Origin of the sequence: Lentzea terrae, assembly GCF_003265345.1 — a bacterium.
Lineage (GTDB): Bacteria > Actinomycetota > Actinomycetes > Mycobacteriales > Pseudonocardiaceae > Lentzea > Lentzea terrae.
This window is the reverse complement of sequence record NZ_QFWW01000029.1, coordinates 122008-139038: the sequence shown is the minus strand read 5'-3', so window position 1 is coordinate 139038 and position 17031 is coordinate 122008. Positions and strand designations below refer to the sequence as shown.

The following is a 17031-nucleotide window of genomic DNA, read 5'->3' as shown; positions in this document are numbered from 1 at the left end:
GACGCCAGTCGTGAGGTGGACGGCTTCCGGAACATGGAACTGCAGTGTGCCGAGGACCGCGCGAGAGACCGCCTCAGGAAAAACCTTGGCCGATGGCGTCGTCGCTCCCCTTCCCGCAGCCGTGGGTCACGGCGACGACAGCGCCGAGGTCGTACACCTCGGGAGACTCGTACTCGCGGGGCTCGTCGGAGCTGGCGGACACGGCAATTCCCCCTAGCTTGAACTCGGAGAGTTCTAGTCATGTGACCGAGCGTGTCTAGGCTAGGACTCAGGAGCGCGGCGCAGCAGTCCAGCGCAATGACATTTCGTTGCCACCTTCTGGACACGTCGGATACTGGGACGGATGTGATTCCGGTTTGAGGTGCACGAGTCTCTGCCGCGTGGAATGATCTTCATCGATTGGCCGTCTTCAAAATGAAGTCATGTCCTCTTAGACTGGACCGGTGTTACCCATGGTTTCGCACCACGACCTGCCCGACGCGCGGAATTTGTTGAACCCGCGCGAGCGAAGCATCAAAGCGGTCAATCGCCGCAAGATCGTTCGAGCGGTCATGGTGCAGCCTTCGACACAGGTCCAGATAGCCCGCCGCACTGACCTCTCTCAGGCGAAGGTCTCGCAGGTCGTGCAGGAGCTGGTACAGGACAACCTCGTCACGGTTCGCGACCACGAACGGGGCAAGACCGTTCGCCTGCGCGACGTCCGCGGCCTGGCTGCGGGGATCGACGTCGGTCACGAGCGGCTGACCGTGGCCGTTCGCCGGGTCGACGACGCCACCTTTCACACCGACACCGTGGACATCGGGGCGCGGCACGGGTCGGCGCGGTGGATCGCCGAGAGCGCCGACCTGATCAGGCGGCTCAGTGCGAAGACCGAGCTGGGGGTCGAGCACCTGGTGTCCATCGGCTTGGGTGTGCCTGCCGCGGTGAACCCGCGAACCGCCGAGCTCACGATGATCGCGCCCGCGCTGGGATGGGACCTCGAGGGCGATCCGCGATCGTGGTACGCAGCACATTTCCCGGACGTGCCGGTCGTGCCCGACAACGACGCGAACTTCTCCGCGTTCGGGGAGCACATGCACGGAGTGGGGCGCGATGTCGAGACCATGATCTTCGTGAAGGCCTCGACGGGGATCGGCGCGGGCATCATCCTCAACCGCGGGTACATCTACCGAGGCAGACGCGGGCTGGCTGGGGAGATCGGCCACTACGGCATCGTGCCCAACGGCGAGGTCTGCAACTGCGGCCGGCGCGGCTGCCTCGAGACGGTGGCGGGCGGTCCAGAGCTCCTCGCGCAGGCCCGCAGGGCATACCGCGGCGCGGTGAACCCGCCTGAGACACTGGACCAGCTGGTTGAGCTGGCGGGCATGCGACGTGACCGGGTCTCGCTGCGGATCGTGCAGGACGCCGGCAGGGCCATCGGCACCGGCATCGTGATGGAGTGCAACTCGCTCGATCCAGAGCTGATCGTGCTCGGTGGGGAGCTGAGCAGGGCAGGTGAGGTGCTCAGAGAGGCCGTCGAGGAGTCCCTTCGGCTCGGTGCGATCGAACCCGCGGTGGACGGTGACAGTCCTGTTCTGGTCAAGACGTCGCAGCTCGGCCTGAAGGCTGGAGCCATGGGTGCCCTGTCTTACGCGCTGCTTTATGAAGGAAGCCTGACTTCAGAGAGCTAGATCAACTTCATATTGAACGCGACACCCTCTTCGGTATCACTTCCACTTGAGGGTGAATCTGGCGTAACCTCCGGCGCGTCGTACCCAATCCGACCCCGTGAGGACATGCAATATGTGGACAGTCGGCACGAGCGGCGCGTTCAGTGAGTGCTGAACGGTGCGAGTGGGCTGACGAGCAGCGCCGGCTGGGCGGCCGCAACGACGTGAAGCTCATCTGGATCGGTGTCAGGAACCCGGCTTCAGTCGCCAGAGCGCTGGAACTGATGCCCTGCTTCAACGGCGACCCCAGGGTCAAGGTCGAGTTCGTTCTCTGCACCGGGTCGAGGTTTGCCCAGGGCACCAAGGAGCTGATCAAGCAGCACGGCTGGCCGGTCATCAGCGTGAAGAAGGCGCTGAAGCTGATCAAGAAGGAGCGCGGTCCCGACCTGATCGTGTCGGCGAGCGAGCGGATCGACTTCAGGCCCTTCCATCCGGTCCCGGTGATCGTGCTGCCACACGGGCTGGCGTTGCACAAGATCGTTCCGGAACCGGATCTCAGGAAGTCACGCCAGTCCGGCGTGGTTCCGGAGAAGCACATGGCCATGGGGCACATCCGCATGGTCGCCACGCACCCGGACATCGAAGATCAGCTGCTGCGCATCAGTACCGAGACCAAGGAACGTGTCGTCATCGGCGGCGACACGAGCTATGACCTGATCGCGATCAGCAAGCGCCGGCGGCCGGAGTACCGGGCTCGGTTCGGCGTCGGCGAGAACCGGAAGTTGATCGCGATCTCCAGCACCTGGGGCGAGGGTTCCCTGCTCGCGGAGTGGGAAGAAGCGCTCTGCGCGTTTCTGGGCAGCCTGCCCAGCAGTGAGTACCGCGTCGCACTGATGCTGCATCCGAACATGTGGGCCTGGCGGGCCAAACACGGAATCGAGGCCATCTTGGAGCCGCATCTAAAGCGCGGCGGCCTGCTCGTCGTACTACCGGACTACTGGCACTCCCTTGTCGTCGCGGCCGATGCGTTCGTCGGCGACATAGGTTCGCCCACGCTTTATGCGGCGATGGCGGGCGTGCCGACCGCGTTCGGTGTGTACCGGGACAGCGTCGTCGCGCCGGACACAGTCATGGCGGAAGCGAAGCACCTCATCCGGCACATCGATCGGCACGGTGATCTCCGCCTGCAGATCGACGACTTGATCGCCGGGCACGATCCGGCGCTCGCGGAGACGTTGCGCGCCAAGTTGATAGCGAAGCCGCTCGACGCGCTCGAGGGGTTCAGGAGGTTGTTCTACGAGAAGCTGCAGATCGACCCGCCTGCTCGGCCCATGCCCGCCGAGGTCGCGGCATACCCCCAGATGATGAGCGAGCAGGTCTGGTCGCATCGCGACTATCCGACGGTCGTCGGCGACACGGTCGTCCTGCAGCGGTTTCCGCACGGAGCACGACCGTCTCCCGAGTTCGCGGACAAGGAAGGCCACCTGGTGTCCGAGAGCGAGGAAGCCGACAACCACGCGATAGAGAACGCGTCCGTCGTCGTGAATCCGTCGGCGTGCGAAAGCGACGAGATCGAGGGCCAGCTGGCTCGCCTGCGCGACGACTGGCCGGGGTCCAAGCTCGTCGGGGTCGGGAGCGAAGAGGGGTGCGAACTGTTGTTCCACGCGCTCGGCCGGCCCGCTGAACGCTTCAGCGTGAAGGTGCTGGCGAGGAAGCTGCTGGTCCCGGTCAGCGCGCTGGCCTCGGCCGTGCACTCGTTGATCTTGCGGGCGCGTGATGTCGTCGGCAGGTTCGTCGTGCGCTTCGGCAAGCACAGCGTCGCCCTGCTTGTCACGCGGGTAGCTCTCTGAGCCGGGCCGCCACGGCGGCCGCATCCGGCGCACCGCTGGCCTGGCGGATCAGAAGGACCCGTTCGAGTTGTTCCCTCGCGAGCGCGGGATCACCTGACTCAACGGCGACGTCGGCGAGCGCTTCTCTTGCCTGAGCCTCGTAGTACGTGGCCTCAGAGCCGGAGAAGTACTCGACGGCGTCTAGCAACCGTTCGCGGGCCGCCGTCGTGTTCCCGTCGCGCAGGAAGGCGAGCCCGAGGCTGATCGCCCCACGGCCCGCCATCCGCTGGTCGTTCACCTCGAGCAGGAGTCGATGGGCCTGCTTCAGGGTGCGCAGCGCGTTGGTCTGGTCGCCGCGCGAGCTCATGGCGCAGCCGAGGAAGTACGTCGCGATGGCGACGCCTCGGCGTTCCCCGGCCTCCTGGTTGCGATGGATCGCCTGCTCGTAGGCCTCCGGGGACGACTCGGGATCGACCTGGTCGCGGAAACGGCCGATGAACTCCCACACCGACGCGGTGAGAACTTTGTTGCCGGAGCGTTCCGCGAGAGCCAGCGCCGTGTCCAGGCTGGCGCGTGCGCGGTCGTGCGCGCCGATCTCGGTGTAGGCACGGGAAACGACGCTGCGAAGCCTGGCCTCTGCCGGTTCGTTGCCTGCCCGACGCGCGGCGGTGGCGCCGATCTCCGCAGACTCGATCCAGTCGTTGAGGTAGCGCCGGTTCAGATATAGCGCCATCAACGCTTCCGCGAGTTGCCACGTCTGATCGTGCCAGCCCGCCTCCGACACCGCACGCAGTAGGGCGAGGAGGTTGGAGCGCTCGTCAGCCAGCCAGCCCAGCGCTGACCGGTCCGTGGCGAACGGTGACCGGCGGCCCGCGAGAATCGTTCGGTGGTCTGCGATGCGCGTCCTCTTGCCCATGATCGCCTCGTCGGCGAACGCGGTCTTGCTCAGGTAGTAGTCCGTCAGCCGGCGCAGGACCGTGAGCCGCTCGGCGGGCTGTGAGCGTTCGCGCGCATGCAACCGGACGAGGTCGTGGAACACGAAGCCGCCGCCCGGCGCCTCATCGAGCAGTGACGCCTCGCGCAGCACGTCCACCAGGTGGCGGGCCAGATCTGGAGAGAGGTCGAGGATCGCCGCCGCGGTGTCGAGGCTGCACGTGCGCACAGGGGAGGCGCCGAGCAATCGGTACAACAGGGCGGCGTCGGGGGAGAGAGATCGATAGGCGTTGTCGAACACGTCGGACACCGTTGGCACTCCTCGCAGTGACAGGCGGGCGAGCCGTGTGCTTTCGTCCGTCAGCTCATCGGCGAGCGCTGTAGCTGTCATCGCAGCGCTGGAGGCCAGGCGAGCACCGATGACGCGCAGCGCTACGGGGAGGCCCGCGCTGACCTGCACCAGCCGCCGAGCGCCGTCGCAGTCCGGAGGGATGCGCTGATCGCCGCAGATCTTTTGCAACAGCGCTGTTCCGCATGTCTCGGTCAACGGTTCTACGCGCAGGAAGTACGCGCCATCGAGTGCCAGTTCGGTCAATCTAGCAGTGCTCGTGGCAATTACGGAGCTGCCGTTTGCACTTGGCACAAATGGTGGAACTTGGGCAGGTTCAGTCACGTCGTCCAGTACGACCAGAACGGGTGCCGAAGCTGTTTTCATGCGAAACAGATTCGTACGTGCTGAAAGTGTCGGTGGAATGTGTGCTCGGGCCACCCCCAATGCGCACAGGCACTCGGCCAGCGCGTCACTCACAGGCGTGCCTGATTCCGTGCGGATCGCGGCGTAGTCGACGTAGAGCTGACCACCTGGATACCGGTGCGACGATTGTCTCGCCCACAGTCGGACCATCGCCGTCTTGCCCACTCCTGCCAAACCGCTGACAACGGCGATCTTCCTCGGTTCCCGATCGGTGGCCAGGAGCACGGCATCAAGCTCCGCCAGCACCGCCTCGCGGTCGACGAAACCGGACGGCACGGCCGGAAGTTGCTGCGGTGCGTGCGAAGCGGAGTCTGTGTATGCGTGGAACAGGACGTCACCCATGACGTTGCCGACTTGAACAAGGTTGTGAACGTTGCCCTGCGCCGTGTTCCTGCTCGCAGGTGGCACGTCGAACCTCCGTCGTCGCATAGCTCTGGGGCAGACGGCTGGTTCGTCACGCTACAAGGTGCGGACCCAAACAGAGGGGCGAGAGCACGCTCTGTCCCTCATTTGGCCATGAATTGTCCACTCCGGTGGGGCCCGAACGGGGCTTTGAGCGTCACCAAGGACGCGCGAATGGAGCATTGCCCGCTCGAACGAGTGAACGGGCACGTGAGAGCGTTTCCGTTGCGAAGTCAGTCCGAAGTAGACAGACTGGTCGGCAGGCGTTCGAAGCCGCGCAGGATGCGGGTCGGCCGGCGGTGCGCGCCGGGCAGCGGTCGCAGGTCCGGGAACCGCTCGAAGATCGACCGCAGACCGATCTCGCCCTCCATCCGCGCGAGCTGGGCGCCGAGGCAGTAGTGGCGGCCGGCGCCGAACGACACGTGGTCACGGGCGTTCGGACGAGTGACGTCGAACGCGGCGGGGTTCTCGAAGACGTCGGGATCGCGGTTGGCCGCGGCGAGCACGGCGGTGATGAACTGGCCGCGCCGAACCGGGATGCCGGCAATTGTGGTGTCACGGGCGCACATGCGGCCGGTCAGCAGCACCGGCGGATCGACGCGCAGGACCTCGTCAACGGCGTTGGCCCACAGCTCCGGCCGCGCGCGCAAGACGTCCAGCTGCGCAGGATGCTTGGTGAGCAACGAGATGCCGTTGCCGAGGAGGTTGACGGTGGTCTCGAAGCCCGCGGCCAGCACGAGGCCCGCGGTCGACTTGAGCTCGCGGTCCGTCAGCCCCACGCCGTCCTCGCGGGCGGTGATCAGGCGGCTGAGCAGGTTGTCGCCGGGGTTGGCGCGCAGGGTGTTGAGGTGGCGGGTGAGCCAGGCGTCGAAGTCGTTCAGCGTGGCTTCGACGGTGCGGAAGACCCGCCACGGCAGGCCCATGTCGAGGCTCGGCGCCGCGGCCGCGCCGAGGGCCAGGACGGTGGCGCGTTCCTGGTGCGGGACACCGAGGATCTCGCTGATGACGGTGACCGGGAGCAGGCCGCAGTAGTTCTCGATGAGGTCGACCGGGTTGGCCGGGTCGAGGTTGTCGAGCAGTTCGTCGGCGATGGCCTGGGTGCGTTCGCGCAGCTGTTCCACGGCGCGGGCGGTGAACACGCGGGTGACCAGCTTGCGGTAGCGGGTGTGCTGCGGCGGTTCGACGACCAGCAACGACGGCGGCTGGACCGGGTGGGTCATCTCGACCGCGGACCACGCGGCGAGCTTGCCCAGAATGCCCGCCCCGAACCGCGGCCGGGTCGTCACGAGGGCGTCGCTGCTCAACACCTCCTTGACGACGTCGTGCCGGGCCGTGGTGTGGCCGACCCTGGTGGCGGCGAGCGGGCCGCGCGCACGGATGTCGTTGAACAGTCCGGTGAGGTCGGCGCCGGTGGACGCCTCGACGGTGATGCGGCCCTGCAGGTCGCCACGACGGGCTGCGTGGCGCAGCAACGCCCGTGGCAGCGCGTGGCCGATGCCCCAGCGCACTGCCGGTTTGACGTGCTCCTCGGCGAGACTCATCAGTTCCGCAGCGTTCCGTGTGGACGGCCGTGCGTCAACGGTAATCTGCCGCGCCATGGAATTGGCGGAGCCGGGACTGACGTCGTTCGACGAAACAGCGGAGCACCTCGCCGCCACCCGGCATCCGGACGCGACGGTGCGGCGGACGGCCGCGAGCATGTTCCGCGGCGAGAAGGCGTTGCGGCACGCGAGCGAACTGCTGCCCCTGCTCGCGGACGAGGACCATTACGTGCGACGGGAAGCGTTGTGGGCGTTCGGGACCATGGGGCCGGACGTGTTGCCACTGCTGCAGGAGACGCGCCGGACGGCCAAGGGCAAGATCCGCAGAGCCGCGCTGGCGGGCATCGTCGAGGTCGCCGGGCCGGACGCGGTGTCGGCCGCGGACCGGACGATGATCGAGCGGTACATCCAGGTCAAGATCGAAGAAGAGATGTACGGCACCGAGGAGATGCACCTCTGCGGTGGCTGGTTCGCGATCAGGACCGACAACCAGGCCGCCGTGCTCGAGGTCTGCGGACTGCAGAACCCGGCGCCCGTGACGAAGGTCCTTGGCGGCGCGGCCTGGAACAACGACCACCACGCGTGGGCCAAGGACGACGAGCACGTGCGGTGCGCGCGGGTGTACGTCACTGGCGCGTGGGACGGGTGGACGCTCGTGTTCGGCGAACCGTTCGCGCACGCCGAGAGACCGGTGCACGAGATCTGCGCGGTGCTGAGCACGGTGTTCGGCGAGGCGCACTACTACGGCATGAGCTGCGGTGACGGCTGGACGGCGTGGTGCGTCGCGGAGAGCGGTGAGGTCGTCCGCTACTACGACGCGTTCAAACCGGAAGAGCAGTTCGGCGAGCTCGACGTCGAGGACGGCAGGGGGCTGCCGCACGACTGGAGCGACGAGAACGACGACCTGGACGACATCTGGGCCACCGAGGTCGCCGAGCAGCTGTCGGTCAACCCCAGGTACTTCGAGGGCGACGTGGAGGGCCACGGCGTGCTCGCGCTGACTCAGTGCGGCCGGACCTACGGCTCTCCCAAGGGTTTCCTGGAGATCTGACGGGTCACCGCCGGTGCAGGTTCACCGCCGCGACGGCCGCGAGCCGTTCGGCCTCCGGGCACAGCTCGATCTCGCCGGGGTCGCCGATGACGGTCACCAGCAGCACGTCCAGGGTGGTCCTGGGCAAGTGCTGCGGCGGCCGGTACGGCACCTGCACCGTGCACGACCGGCTGGTGCCGGTGTCGCGCAGGACGTACGCCTCATGGCCGCCGAGCGTCGCCGGCCTTCCCCCGATCGAGTCGGTCAGCGGGTGCTGGTCGTAGCGAACCCTGACCTCGGTGCGGTTGGCGAGGGAGAACCACTTGCACGACCAGCCGGCGAACACGTCGACGGGCTGGTTGAACCCCGGCAGCGTCTCGGCGGGCAGCAGGCCGCAGGTGTTCACCCAGGCCGCGGACCCCTCGGGGAACTTCTTGGCACGCCGGGGAATCTGCCCCTTCCGCAAGACCTCCTGCACGGTGTTCACCGCCGTGTCGGCGATCGCGCAGAGGTCCTCCGGCGAGTTCGGCATCTTCGCCGACACCCGTACCCCGTACCTGGCGTCGACGTTCACCAGACGGTTGCACTCGCGGTCGTCCGACGGCATCAGGTACACGCTGAAATGCTTGTCCTGCACCAGCTGCCAGGACTTTTCGATCTGCAGCGACGCCCTGGTCACGAGCTGCACCTCGATGTCGATCTTCTCCTCGCGGCGCACGTCGACGAGCACGTCGCAGCGGTTGAAGTTGCCGGAGTCGGTGCGCAGCTCCGACGGGCCGAAGTCGCGGAACACGTGCTGGCTCATGAGCGAGCACGGGTCGGCTTCGCGTTCCTCGCCGATCAGGTCCGAGCCGGCCGCCGGCGGTGGCCGCAACGCGACGAACGCCCCGGCGGCCACCGCGATCGCCGCGAGGCTCGCCCCGGCCAGCTGGCCGGACCTGCGCCGCCAGAACGGTTTCCGGGTGGCGACAGGAGAAGGCGGCTCCCAGCCGCCGACGATCTCGCGCAGCCGTTCCCGCACCTGGCTCGCGGTGGGACGCTTCTTCCTCCGGCGGTTCAGCATGTCCGCGAGGAGGCCGGCGAGCGGACCGGTGAGCTGCGGGAGCTCCGCGGCGCGCACCCGGTTCAGCACCTCGTCCGGCGCGCCCGTGCCGAACGGCGGCGCGCCCTCCAGTGCGGCGAAAAGCGTTGCGCCCAGCGAGAAGACGTCCGACTCGGGACCGGCGGCGTGCCCGGCCGCGACCTCGGGCGAGGTGTACGCGGGCGTGCCGCTGACCCGAGCGTCGTCGGTCCCGGTCACCTCGCTCCACACCGAGATGCCGAAGTCCGTCAGCTTCGCCAGGTCGTTGGCGGCGACCAGGACGTTGCCCGGCTTCACGTCCCGGTGCACGATCCCGCGTTCGTGCACGGCGGCGAGCGCGCCCGCGATCTGCATTCCGATCCGCGCGACGCGCTCCACGGGCAGCGGCCCCTGCACGAGCAGCTGGTCGAGACTCGCCGACTCCAGGTGCTCCAGGACGAGCCACCCGTCCACCTCGTCGAACACCGCGATGAGGTTCGGGTGCTGCACCTGCGCCGCGATCTCGGCCTCGCGCGCGAGCTGCTCGCCGTGCGGCCGTTTCAGCGCGACCGTCCGCTTGAGCTTCGTGTCGAAGGCGGACCACACGATTCCACCGGAGCCCGCCCCCTTGGCGTCCTCCAGCCGGTAGCGCCCGTCGACCAGATCTCCAGTACGCACCTTGCGGAGCCTAACGACTTCCACCGGTCGGCCGAAGCGAAACGGGTCCTCATGCCCGAATTAGCGGCACCTCCAGGGCGTGCACCACCGCGTTGTCCGCGTCCGTGACCACCCCGGCGACCTCGCTGAACGGCAGCACGCCGAACCGCGACGCCGCGCCGATCTTCTCCGAGCTGGCCAGCACGTACGTGTCGGCCGCCTGGCGAGCGAGCGCGCGCTTCATCGCTGCCTCGTCCGCGTCACCGGTCGTGAGGCCTGCTTCGGGATGCACGCCCGTGACGCCCAGCAGGAACAGATCGGCGTGCACGCCCCGTGCGGCCTCCACGGCAGCCGCTCCGCACGCGACCATCGAGTGCTTGAACAGCCGGCCACCGATCACGTAGACCTCCACGTTCCGGTGTGCCTCCAACGCGCTCGCGATCGTCGGACTGTGCGTGACGACCGTGGCCTCCAGTTCGAGCGGTAGCGCGCGCACCACGGCGAGGGTGGTCGTGCCGCCGTCGAGGATCACGGTGCTGCCAGGCTCGACCAACGCGGCCGCGGCTCGTGCGACCCGTTGCTTGCCGTCGACCGACACCTCCTGACGTGTCGCGTAGTCCGCGATGGCCGGAGATATGGGCAGTGCGCCGCCATAGACGCGTTGGCAGAGACCCGCCGCCGCGAGATCGCGCAGGTCGCGACGGATCGTGTCCTCGGAGATGCCGACCTCGGCAGCGAGGTCCTTGGCGACGATCCGGCCGTCCGTGCGCAGGCGTTCGAGCAGCAGGTCACGGCGTTGGGCAGCGAGCATGCACGTTTCTCCTTGTTTCTGCCGAGTGTTGCACATTATGGTCGGTCGCATGCTGATTCTGATCGCAGGGCCCTACCGATCGGGCACCGGGGACGACCCCGCACTGATGGCCCGCAACCTCGCCAGGCTCGAAGAAGCCGCGTGGCCGATCTTCCGCAGCGGGCACGTGCCGATGATCGGCGAGTGGGTGGCGCTGCCGGTGCTGCGTGGTGCGGGCGGCTCTTCGCCGCTGGACCCGGTCGCGGAGGGGATCATGTACCCGACCGCGGAACGCCTGCTGCGGCACTGCGACGCCGTGCTCCGGCTGCCGGGTGCGTCGACCGGCGCGGACGAAGATGTGCGGATCGCTCGGGAACGCGGGCTGCCCGTCTACGAACGGGTGGAGGACATCCCCGGTTACCGGGCTGCCTGAGCCATCCGGAGCACGTTCGCCGCTACCGTTTCGACCATGCCTCGACCGGAACGGCCACTCGGACCCGAGGACAGCGCGCTGCTGGGGTTCGCGGCCGACCTGCGCCGGTGGCGGGAGAAGGCGGGCAAGCCGACCTACCGCGAGCTGAGCAAGCAGGCCCACTACTCGGTGACCGTGCTGTCGGACGCGGCGAGCGGCCGCAAGCTGCCGACGCTGGCCGTGACGCTCGCGTACGTCGAGGCGTGCGGGGGAGACGCCGAGGAGTGGCGGCAGCGGTGGCACGAGCTGTCCGAGGAGCTGTCGGCACCGCCCGCCGACGGGGTCCGGGCGCCCTACCTGGGGCTCGCGGCGTTCCAGGTCGAGGACGCCGACCGGTTCTTCGGGCGCGACGCACTGGTCGCCGAGTTGCGGCAACGGCTGAGCGAACGGCGGTTCCTCGGCGTGTTCGGGGCGTCGGGCTCCGGCAAGTCATCGTTGCTACGCGCGGGTCTCGTCGCACGGACTGATGGCCGGTTCGTGGTGTTCACGCCGGGCACGAGCCCGCGCGAGGAGTGCGCGCTGCGGCTGGCCGAGCTGACCGGCACACGGGTCGGCCAGGTGCTTCGGCACCTGGCCGACCCCGCCGCGCTGCACGTGTACCTCGGCATGGCGGACGACGAGGTGCTGGTCGTGGTCGACCAGTTCGAAGAGGTCTTCACGCTGTGCCAGGACGACGCCGAGCGCACCTGGTTCGTCGAAACGCTGGTGCACGCCGCAGACCGGCACGCCAGGGTCGTGATCGGCGTGCGCGCGGACTTCTACGGCCACTGTGGACGGTATCCGCGGCTGGTGAAAGCGTTGCAGGACAGCCAGGTCCTCGACCGCACCGCAAGGCTGTGGCGCGTGGCCGACTCGGCCCCGCTGTCGGTCATCACGGACAGCGGCGGCCCGATCAACAAGGTGCGGTTCAGCCCTGACAACCGAACCCTGGTCCTCACCACCAACGACGGCACCACCCAGCTGTGGAACGTCGACGGCCCCGCGGTGGCCGCTGTCCTGCGCAGCCCGACCGGCAGCGTGGCCGGCCTGATCTTCACGCCCGACGGCCGGCGCGTCGCCGTGACGACCGACGAGGGCACGATCCGGTTCTGGGACACCGACGTCGAGGCCCTGCCCGGCGCGTCTGCGAGCTGGCGGGCACCCCGATGACGCGGGAGGAGTGGTCGGCGCGGTTCCGCGACCGCGACTACCAGCTGCCCTGTTAGCTGCGGGCCGCGGCCACGAACTCGCGCATCCGGCCGTGGTCCTTCACACCACGACTGGACTCGATGCCGCTGGACACGTCGACACCCCACGGCTGAGCCACGCTGATCGCCTCGACAACGGTCTCCGGCGCCAGCCCACCCGCCAGCACCCACTTGCCGGTCGGCCGGTTGTCCTGCAGCTTCGTGATGTCCCACTGCTCGCCCGACCCCGCGACGGGGGAGTCGATCAGCAGCAGCTCCTCGCCGAACGCGCCGGTGCGCACGTCGGTGTCCGGCCCCAGCGCCGTCGCCCGGACCAGCTGGAACGGGCGGTCCGCCAGCTCGTCGAATGCCGCCTTCGGGTAGTCGCCGTGCAGCTGCAGCGCCTGCACGCCGGTCTTCACCGCCAGTTCGCCTGCCTCAGCGGCTGTGATGCCGCGCACGACGGCGACGGTGAGGACGTGCTCGGGGACGGCCGCGACGAGGCTGCGCGCCAGGTCGGCGTCGATCTGGCGGGGGCTGGTGGTCAGCACGAAACCGACGGCGTCGGCGCCCGCCTCGACCGCGACGGCGACATCGGACTCGGTGCGCAGACCGCAGAGCTTCACGAACACGGTGTCGATCCTAGTGCCGCGACCGTCCGGACTGGCCGGTGTCGCGCAGCTAACAGTCACACATCGCGCCGCTGCCTGGTCCTACCTGTAGAAGCACACGGGCAACGGAGGCCGCGATGACGGAACATCAGGTAGCCACCTCAGTACTGGTGATCGGCAGCGGCGGTGCGGGCCTGCGCGCGGCCATCGAGCTGGCCGAACGCGGAGTCGACGTAATGGTCGTCGGCAAGCGGCCCAAGGCCGACGCGCACACGGCGCTGGCGGCCGGCGGCATCAACGCGGCGCTGGCGACGATGGACCCGGCCGACACGTGGCAGCAGCACGCGGCCGACACCGTCAAGGAGAGCTATCTCCTCGCCAACCCGGACATCGTGCGGGTGGTCGCGGAACAGGCCCCGCGCGGCATCGCGGACCTGGAGCGCTGGGGCATGCCGTTCGCCCGCGAGGTCGACGGCCGGCTCTCGCAACGGTTCTTCGGCGCGCACACCTTCCGCCGCACGTCGTTCGCCGGCGACTACACCGGTCTGGAGATCCAGCGCACGCTCGTCAACCGGGCCGCGCAGCTGAACGTCCCGATCCACGACTCCTGCTACATCACGCAGATCCTGGTGCGGGACAACGTGGTCTTCGGCGCGTACGGGTTCGACCTGAACACCGGCACGCGGTACGTCTTCCACGCCGACGTCGTGATCCTGGCGGCGGGCGGGCACACCCGGATCTGGCGCCGCACGTCGAGCAGGCGCGACGAGAACACCGGTGACTCGTTCCGCCTGGCCGTGCTGGCCGGTGGCCGCATCCGGGACCCCGAGCTGGTGCAGTTCCACCCGTCCGGCCTGCTCGAACCGGAGAACGCGGCCGGCACGCTGGTCTCGGAGGCGGCGCGCGGCGAGGGCGGCGTGCTGACCAACGCGCTGGGGGAGCGGTTCATGGCGCGTTACGACCCGCAGCGGATGGAACTGTCCACACGCGACAGAGTGGCGCTGGCCGCGTACACCGAGATCAAGGAAGGCCGCGGCACCCCGAACGGCGGCGTGTGGCTCGACGTCTCGCACCTGCCGCGTGAGCAGATCATGCGCCGGCTGCCGCGGGTCTACCAGACGCTGCTCGAACTGCAGATGAAGGACATCACCCGTGAGCCGATGGAGATCGCGCCGACCGCGCACTACTCGATGGGCGGCGTCTGGGTGTCGCCCACGGACCACTCGACGGGTGTCGAGGGCCTGTACGCGATCGGTGAGGCGTCGAGCGGCTTGCACGGCGCGAACCGTCTCGGCGGCAACTCGCTCATCGAACTGTTGGTGTACGGGCGGATCGTGGGCGAGGCGGCAGCTGAGTACTCGGCTTCGCTGAGCGCGCAACGCCGTTCGCGCATCGTGCTGAACGAGGCGCGGTCCGAGGTCGACGGGTTGTTGTCCGCTGACGGACCCGAGAACGTCCGTGCGCTGCAACGAACTCTGCGCAACACGATGACCGAACACGCCGGTGTGGTCCGGGACGAGGCGGGCCTGCGCAAGGGACTCGCCGAGCTGGACCAGCTGGAGGAACGCATCCGCAACGTCGGCGTGCACCCGGACCTCGCCGGGTTCCAGGACCTCGCGCACGCCTTCGACCTGAAGGCCTCGGCGCTCGCGGCCCGCGCGACCCTGGAATGCGCCCTGGAACGTCGCGAGACCCGCGGCTGTCACAACCGGTCGGACTACCCGGACATGGATCCCGCACAGCAGGTGAACCTGGTCTGGGCCGGGCCCGGCTGGATCGACCGGGAGGAGATCCCTCCGGTGCCGGCCGAGATCGCGTCGCTGATGAGGGACGTCGACACGACCGGCAAGCTGGTCGAGTGACGCGGGTGAGGGGCGGGAGCGCCGGGGATGGCTCCCGCCCCTCGTTCACCTCGGTGCTCGCAGATGCTTCCGGGCTTCGAGCTCCTCCGGTTCGACCACGGTCAGCATCGGCTGGCCGGGCGCGCAGAACATCGTGACGACGAACGCGGACTCCTCGTCGGCGAGGTGGTTTCCGTCCTGGTAGTGGATGACGTCACCGCCGGGCTCCCAGAACGTCTCGCCGGTGCGCACCACCCGTGCCGGCTCGCCTTCGAGCTCGAAGACGATGGCGCCCTTGACGACGTACCCGTACGCGGGCCCGGAGTGCCGGTGCGGCGGTGCGCCCGGACTGCTCGGCGGCAGCGTCACGAAGATCGTCATGGCCTCGGCGCCGTCCGGGATCCGCGGTGCGTCCGGCACGGTGCCGATGACGTCGATCTTCGGCGGCGGACCGCTCTTGTCGGTGTTCTCCAACTGATGTGCATGGCTCATGTCAGCTGAGACCGGACACCGCGTCGTTCTGTGACACGCGCAGATGCTTGCGCGCCTCCAGCTCGTCGGGTCCGACCACGGTGAGCACCACCCGCTCGGGCTGTCCCTCGAGCTCGAACGTGATGGCGCCCGTCAGGACGTAGCCGTAGATCGGACCGGGGTGCCGGTGCGGTGGCGCGCCGGGGCTGCCGGGCGGGAACGTGACAGGATGGTCCGCCCCACCAGGGTTTCGGGCACCGGCGCGACACCAGGGACAGCCCGATGATCTGTGACTCCGATCAGCAGCGCCGGACCCGCACCTGACCGCGGCTCGACTCCACGATCGCGAAGTTCAGCCGGTCCGGATCAGCCGACCCGAGCAGCACGCGCACCTCGGCGTTGATGTTGATGTTGCGCGCCGAACCGCACGGCGACCACTGGATTTCCGAGAAGCTCGGCCGGTAGGTGGTCTCCCAGTCGCCGCTGCGCGGCCCGGTGAACGACTGGCTCACCGACGCGGTGGCCGACGAGCCCTGCAGGTAGGTGGAGACGCGGTTGAGGGCGGAAGCGCCGTCCTGCAGGTGGGTGTAGCCCTCGTAGGTGGTGCGTGCCAGGCCGTAGGTGAAGCCGTCGGGCACGCGGACGCGGATGTTGATCTGGCAGTTCTTGCGCATGTCGACAGGCGACGAGCCGCCTCCCGCCCTGGCCAGGAACGTGTGGTAGCCGATTGTGAAGGTTCTTTCGTCGGTCTTCACGTCGGCGTCGCCCGCCGGGCAACCCGATCCGTTGACGGTCACGACCTCGAGGCTGGCCGTGGGTTCTTCTTCCTCCGCCGCGCCAGTGGGGGCGAGGGCGGATAGGGCTACCAGTGCTGCCGCTGCCGTGTTGAGCATGAGGAACCTCTCCGGGGGGTCCGTGGCGGCGGCAGCACCAGACGGTAGTGACGAAATTCCCCCGCTACCTGACGGTTGCCTGACAATTCACGGCTTGAACGGGAGGAGCTCCTCCTCGACACCGGGCCGGACGACGACGCACGTCGACTCCGGGACCTCCTGCCAGGCGCCCACCAGGTCGCCCAGCGGTTCGGACACGACGAGCCGCGAGTCGTCGGCCAGGTCGTGCAGCGCGGGGTTGTCCGGGTACTGGCGGCGCAGCGTCGTCACGTCGGTGCTGTGGAACAGGGTCCGCGACTTGCCGCGGCTCGAGTAACGGAACGCCCAGGTGGTCGAGCCGTTGGTGACCGCGACGGTCATCTGGATCGGGTACTCGACGCCCGCGCGCCTGCCGACGTCCTCGACGAACTCGACCATGCGCGCGACGGCGGCGGGCGGGTCCTGCTCCAGGCCGAAGCTGACCGCCAGGTAGAAGATGATCTCGGAGTCCGTCGAGCCCTCGATCAGCGGGAACAGCGCGGGATCGATCGCCAGCGTCAGCTCGCGGCGCACCACGGGGAACTTCGCGACGAGACCGTTGTGCATCCACAGCCAGTTGTTCCAGCGGAACGGGTGGCAGTTCGACCGCTGCACCGCGCCGCCGGTCGACGCCCGCACGTGCGCGAAGACGCGGTCGACGGTGATCTGCGCGGACAGCTCGCGGAGGTTGCGGTCGTTCCACGCGGGCTCGGTGCTCAGGAACAGACCGGGTGTGCTCGCGCTGCCGTACCAGCCGATGCCGAACCCGTCGCCGTTGACGGCCGTCGCGCCCAGCCGAGCGTGCTTCGACTGCATGACCAGCGAGTTCTCCGGCGCGTAGAGCAGTTCCTCCAACAGCACCGGCGAACCGGAATAGGCGAGCCACCGGCACATGACGACCTCCCTTTGCCCAG

At 68.6% G+C, this 17031-nt stretch carries 15 protein-coding genes and 1 pseudogene; 6 read left to right on the top strand and 10 right to left on the bottom strand.

Annotation, left to right across the window (positions count from 1 at the left end):
• Positions 1–73: 73 nt before the first annotated feature.
• Complete coding sequence (locus DI276_RS53135; protein ID WP_269814324.1) at positions 74–202, bottom strand: hypothetical protein; 129 nt, start codon at positions 200–202, stop codon at positions 74–76.
• A gap of 250 nt (positions 203–452) precedes the next feature.
• Between DI276_RS53135 and DI276_RS35290 the strand changes: the two genes are divergently transcribed.
• Together DI276_RS35290 and DI276_RS35285 are read left to right on the top strand one after the other, a co-directional pair.
• Positions 453–1670 carry an ROK family transcriptional regulator gene (locus DI276_RS35290; RefSeq protein WP_112271711.1) on the top strand — a complete coding sequence of 406 codons (1218 nt, stop codon included), beginning with the start codon at positions 453–455 and terminating at the stop codon, positions 1668–1670.
• Between the two features lie 143 nt (positions 1671–1813).
• Positions 1814–3499: a hypothetical protein gene (locus DI276_RS35285; protein ID WP_112271709.1), complete on the top strand. Its 1686-nt coding sequence runs from the start codon at positions 1814–1816 to the stop codon at positions 3497–3499.
• On the opposite strand, the gene DI276_RS35280 is transcribed toward DI276_RS35285, so the two are convergent.
• Together DI276_RS35280 and DI276_RS35275 are read right to left on the bottom strand one after the other, a co-directional pair.
• Positions 3480–5573 carry an NB-ARC domain-containing protein gene (locus DI276_RS35280; RefSeq protein WP_198681091.1) on the bottom strand — a complete coding sequence of 698 codons (2094 nt, stop codon included), beginning with the start codon at positions 5571–5573 and terminating at the stop codon, positions 3480–3482. The genes DI276_RS35285 and DI276_RS35280 overlap by 20 nt on opposite strands.
• Positions 5574–5800: 227 nt before the next feature.
• Positions 5801–7108 carry a cytochrome P450 gene (locus tag DI276_RS35275; RefSeq protein ID WP_112271705.1) on the bottom strand — a complete coding sequence of 436 codons (1308 nt, stop codon included), beginning with the start codon at positions 7106–7108 and terminating at the stop codon, positions 5801–5803.
• A gap of 55 nt (positions 7109–7163) precedes the next feature.
• Between DI276_RS35275 and DI276_RS35270 the strand changes: the two genes are divergently transcribed.
• On the top strand, positions 7164–8159 hold the full coding sequence (locus tag DI276_RS35270; RefSeq protein WP_157985123.1) for a HEAT repeat domain-containing protein: 996 nt from the start codon (positions 7164–7166) through the stop codon (positions 8157–8159).
• A gap of 4 nt (positions 8160–8163) precedes the next feature.
• Here DI276_RS35270 and DI276_RS35265 read toward each other — a convergent pair whose 3' ends face one another.
• Together DI276_RS35265 and DI276_RS35260 are read right to left on the bottom strand one after the other, a co-directional pair.
• Entirely contained in the window at positions 8164–9876 is a 1713-nt protein-coding gene (locus DI276_RS35265) for a serine/threonine-protein kinase (protein WP_157985122.1), read from the bottom strand.
• Positions 9877–9925: 49 nt separating this feature from the next.
• On the bottom strand, positions 9926–10666 hold the full coding sequence (locus tag DI276_RS35260; protein ID WP_112271700.1) for a DeoR/GlpR family DNA-binding transcription regulator: 741 nt from the start codon (positions 10664–10666) through the stop codon (positions 9926–9928).
• 49 nt (positions 10667–10715) lie between these two features.
• On the opposite strand from DI276_RS35260, the gene DI276_RS35255 reads away from it, so the two are divergent.
• Both DI276_RS35255 and DI276_RS35250 read left to right on the top strand, forming a co-directional pair.
• Positions 10716–11078 carry a DUF4406 domain-containing protein gene (locus DI276_RS35255; protein ID WP_232837137.1) on the top strand — a complete coding sequence of 121 codons (363 nt, stop codon included), beginning with the start codon at positions 10716–10718 and terminating at the stop codon, positions 11076–11078.
• Between the two features lie 36 nt (positions 11079–11114).
• Positions 11115–12266, top strand: a complete 1152-nt coding sequence (locus DI276_RS35250) for an nSTAND1 domain-containing NTPase (RefSeq protein ID WP_112271698.1) — start codon at positions 11115–11117, stop codon at positions 12264–12266.
• 52 nt (positions 12267–12318) lie between these two features.
• On the opposite strand, the gene DI276_RS35245 is transcribed toward DI276_RS35250, so the two are convergent.
• Positions 12319–12915 carry a phosphoribosylanthranilate isomerase gene (locus tag DI276_RS35245; RefSeq protein WP_112271695.1) on the bottom strand — a complete coding sequence of 199 codons (597 nt, stop codon included), beginning with the start codon at positions 12913–12915 and terminating at the stop codon, positions 12319–12321.
• A gap of 116 nt (positions 12916–13031) precedes the next feature.
• Here DI276_RS35245 and DI276_RS35240 point away from each other — a divergent pair, with 116 nt between their 5' ends.
• Positions 13032–14756, top strand: coding sequence for an L-aspartate oxidase (locus DI276_RS35240; RefSeq protein WP_112271693.1), 1725 nt, complete (start codon positions 13032–13034; stop codon positions 14754–14756).
• A gap of 45 nt (positions 14757–14801) precedes the next feature.
• Here the strand turns inward: DI276_RS35240 and DI276_RS35235 are convergent, their stop codons facing one another.
• The 4 genes and pseudogenes from DI276_RS35235 to DI276_RS35220 all read right to left on the bottom strand — a co-directional run bounded on the left by DI276_RS35235 (position 14802) and on the right by DI276_RS35220 (position 17011).
• Positions 14802–15227 (bottom strand): cupin domain-containing protein, encoded by a 426-nt coding sequence (locus DI276_RS35235; protein ID WP_112271691.1) that lies wholly within the window; start codon positions 15225–15227, stop codon positions 14802–14804.
• Position 15228: 1 nt separating this feature from the next.
• A pseudogene (locus DI276_RS35230) lies at positions 15229–15420 on the bottom strand (cupin domain-containing protein); the annotation flags it as partial.
• Between the two features lie 85 nt (positions 15421–15505).
• A complete protein-coding gene (locus DI276_RS35225; protein ID WP_112271689.1) occupies positions 15506–16099 on the bottom strand; it encodes a DUF4360 domain-containing protein in 594 nt (197 codons plus the stop codon).
• Between the two features lie 87 nt (positions 16100–16186).
• Positions 16187–17011, bottom strand: a complete 825-nt coding sequence (locus DI276_RS35220; RefSeq protein ID WP_112271687.1) for a class II glutamine amidotransferase — start codon at positions 17009–17011, stop codon at positions 16187–16189.
• Between the last annotated feature and the right edge of the window lie 20 nt (positions 17012–17031).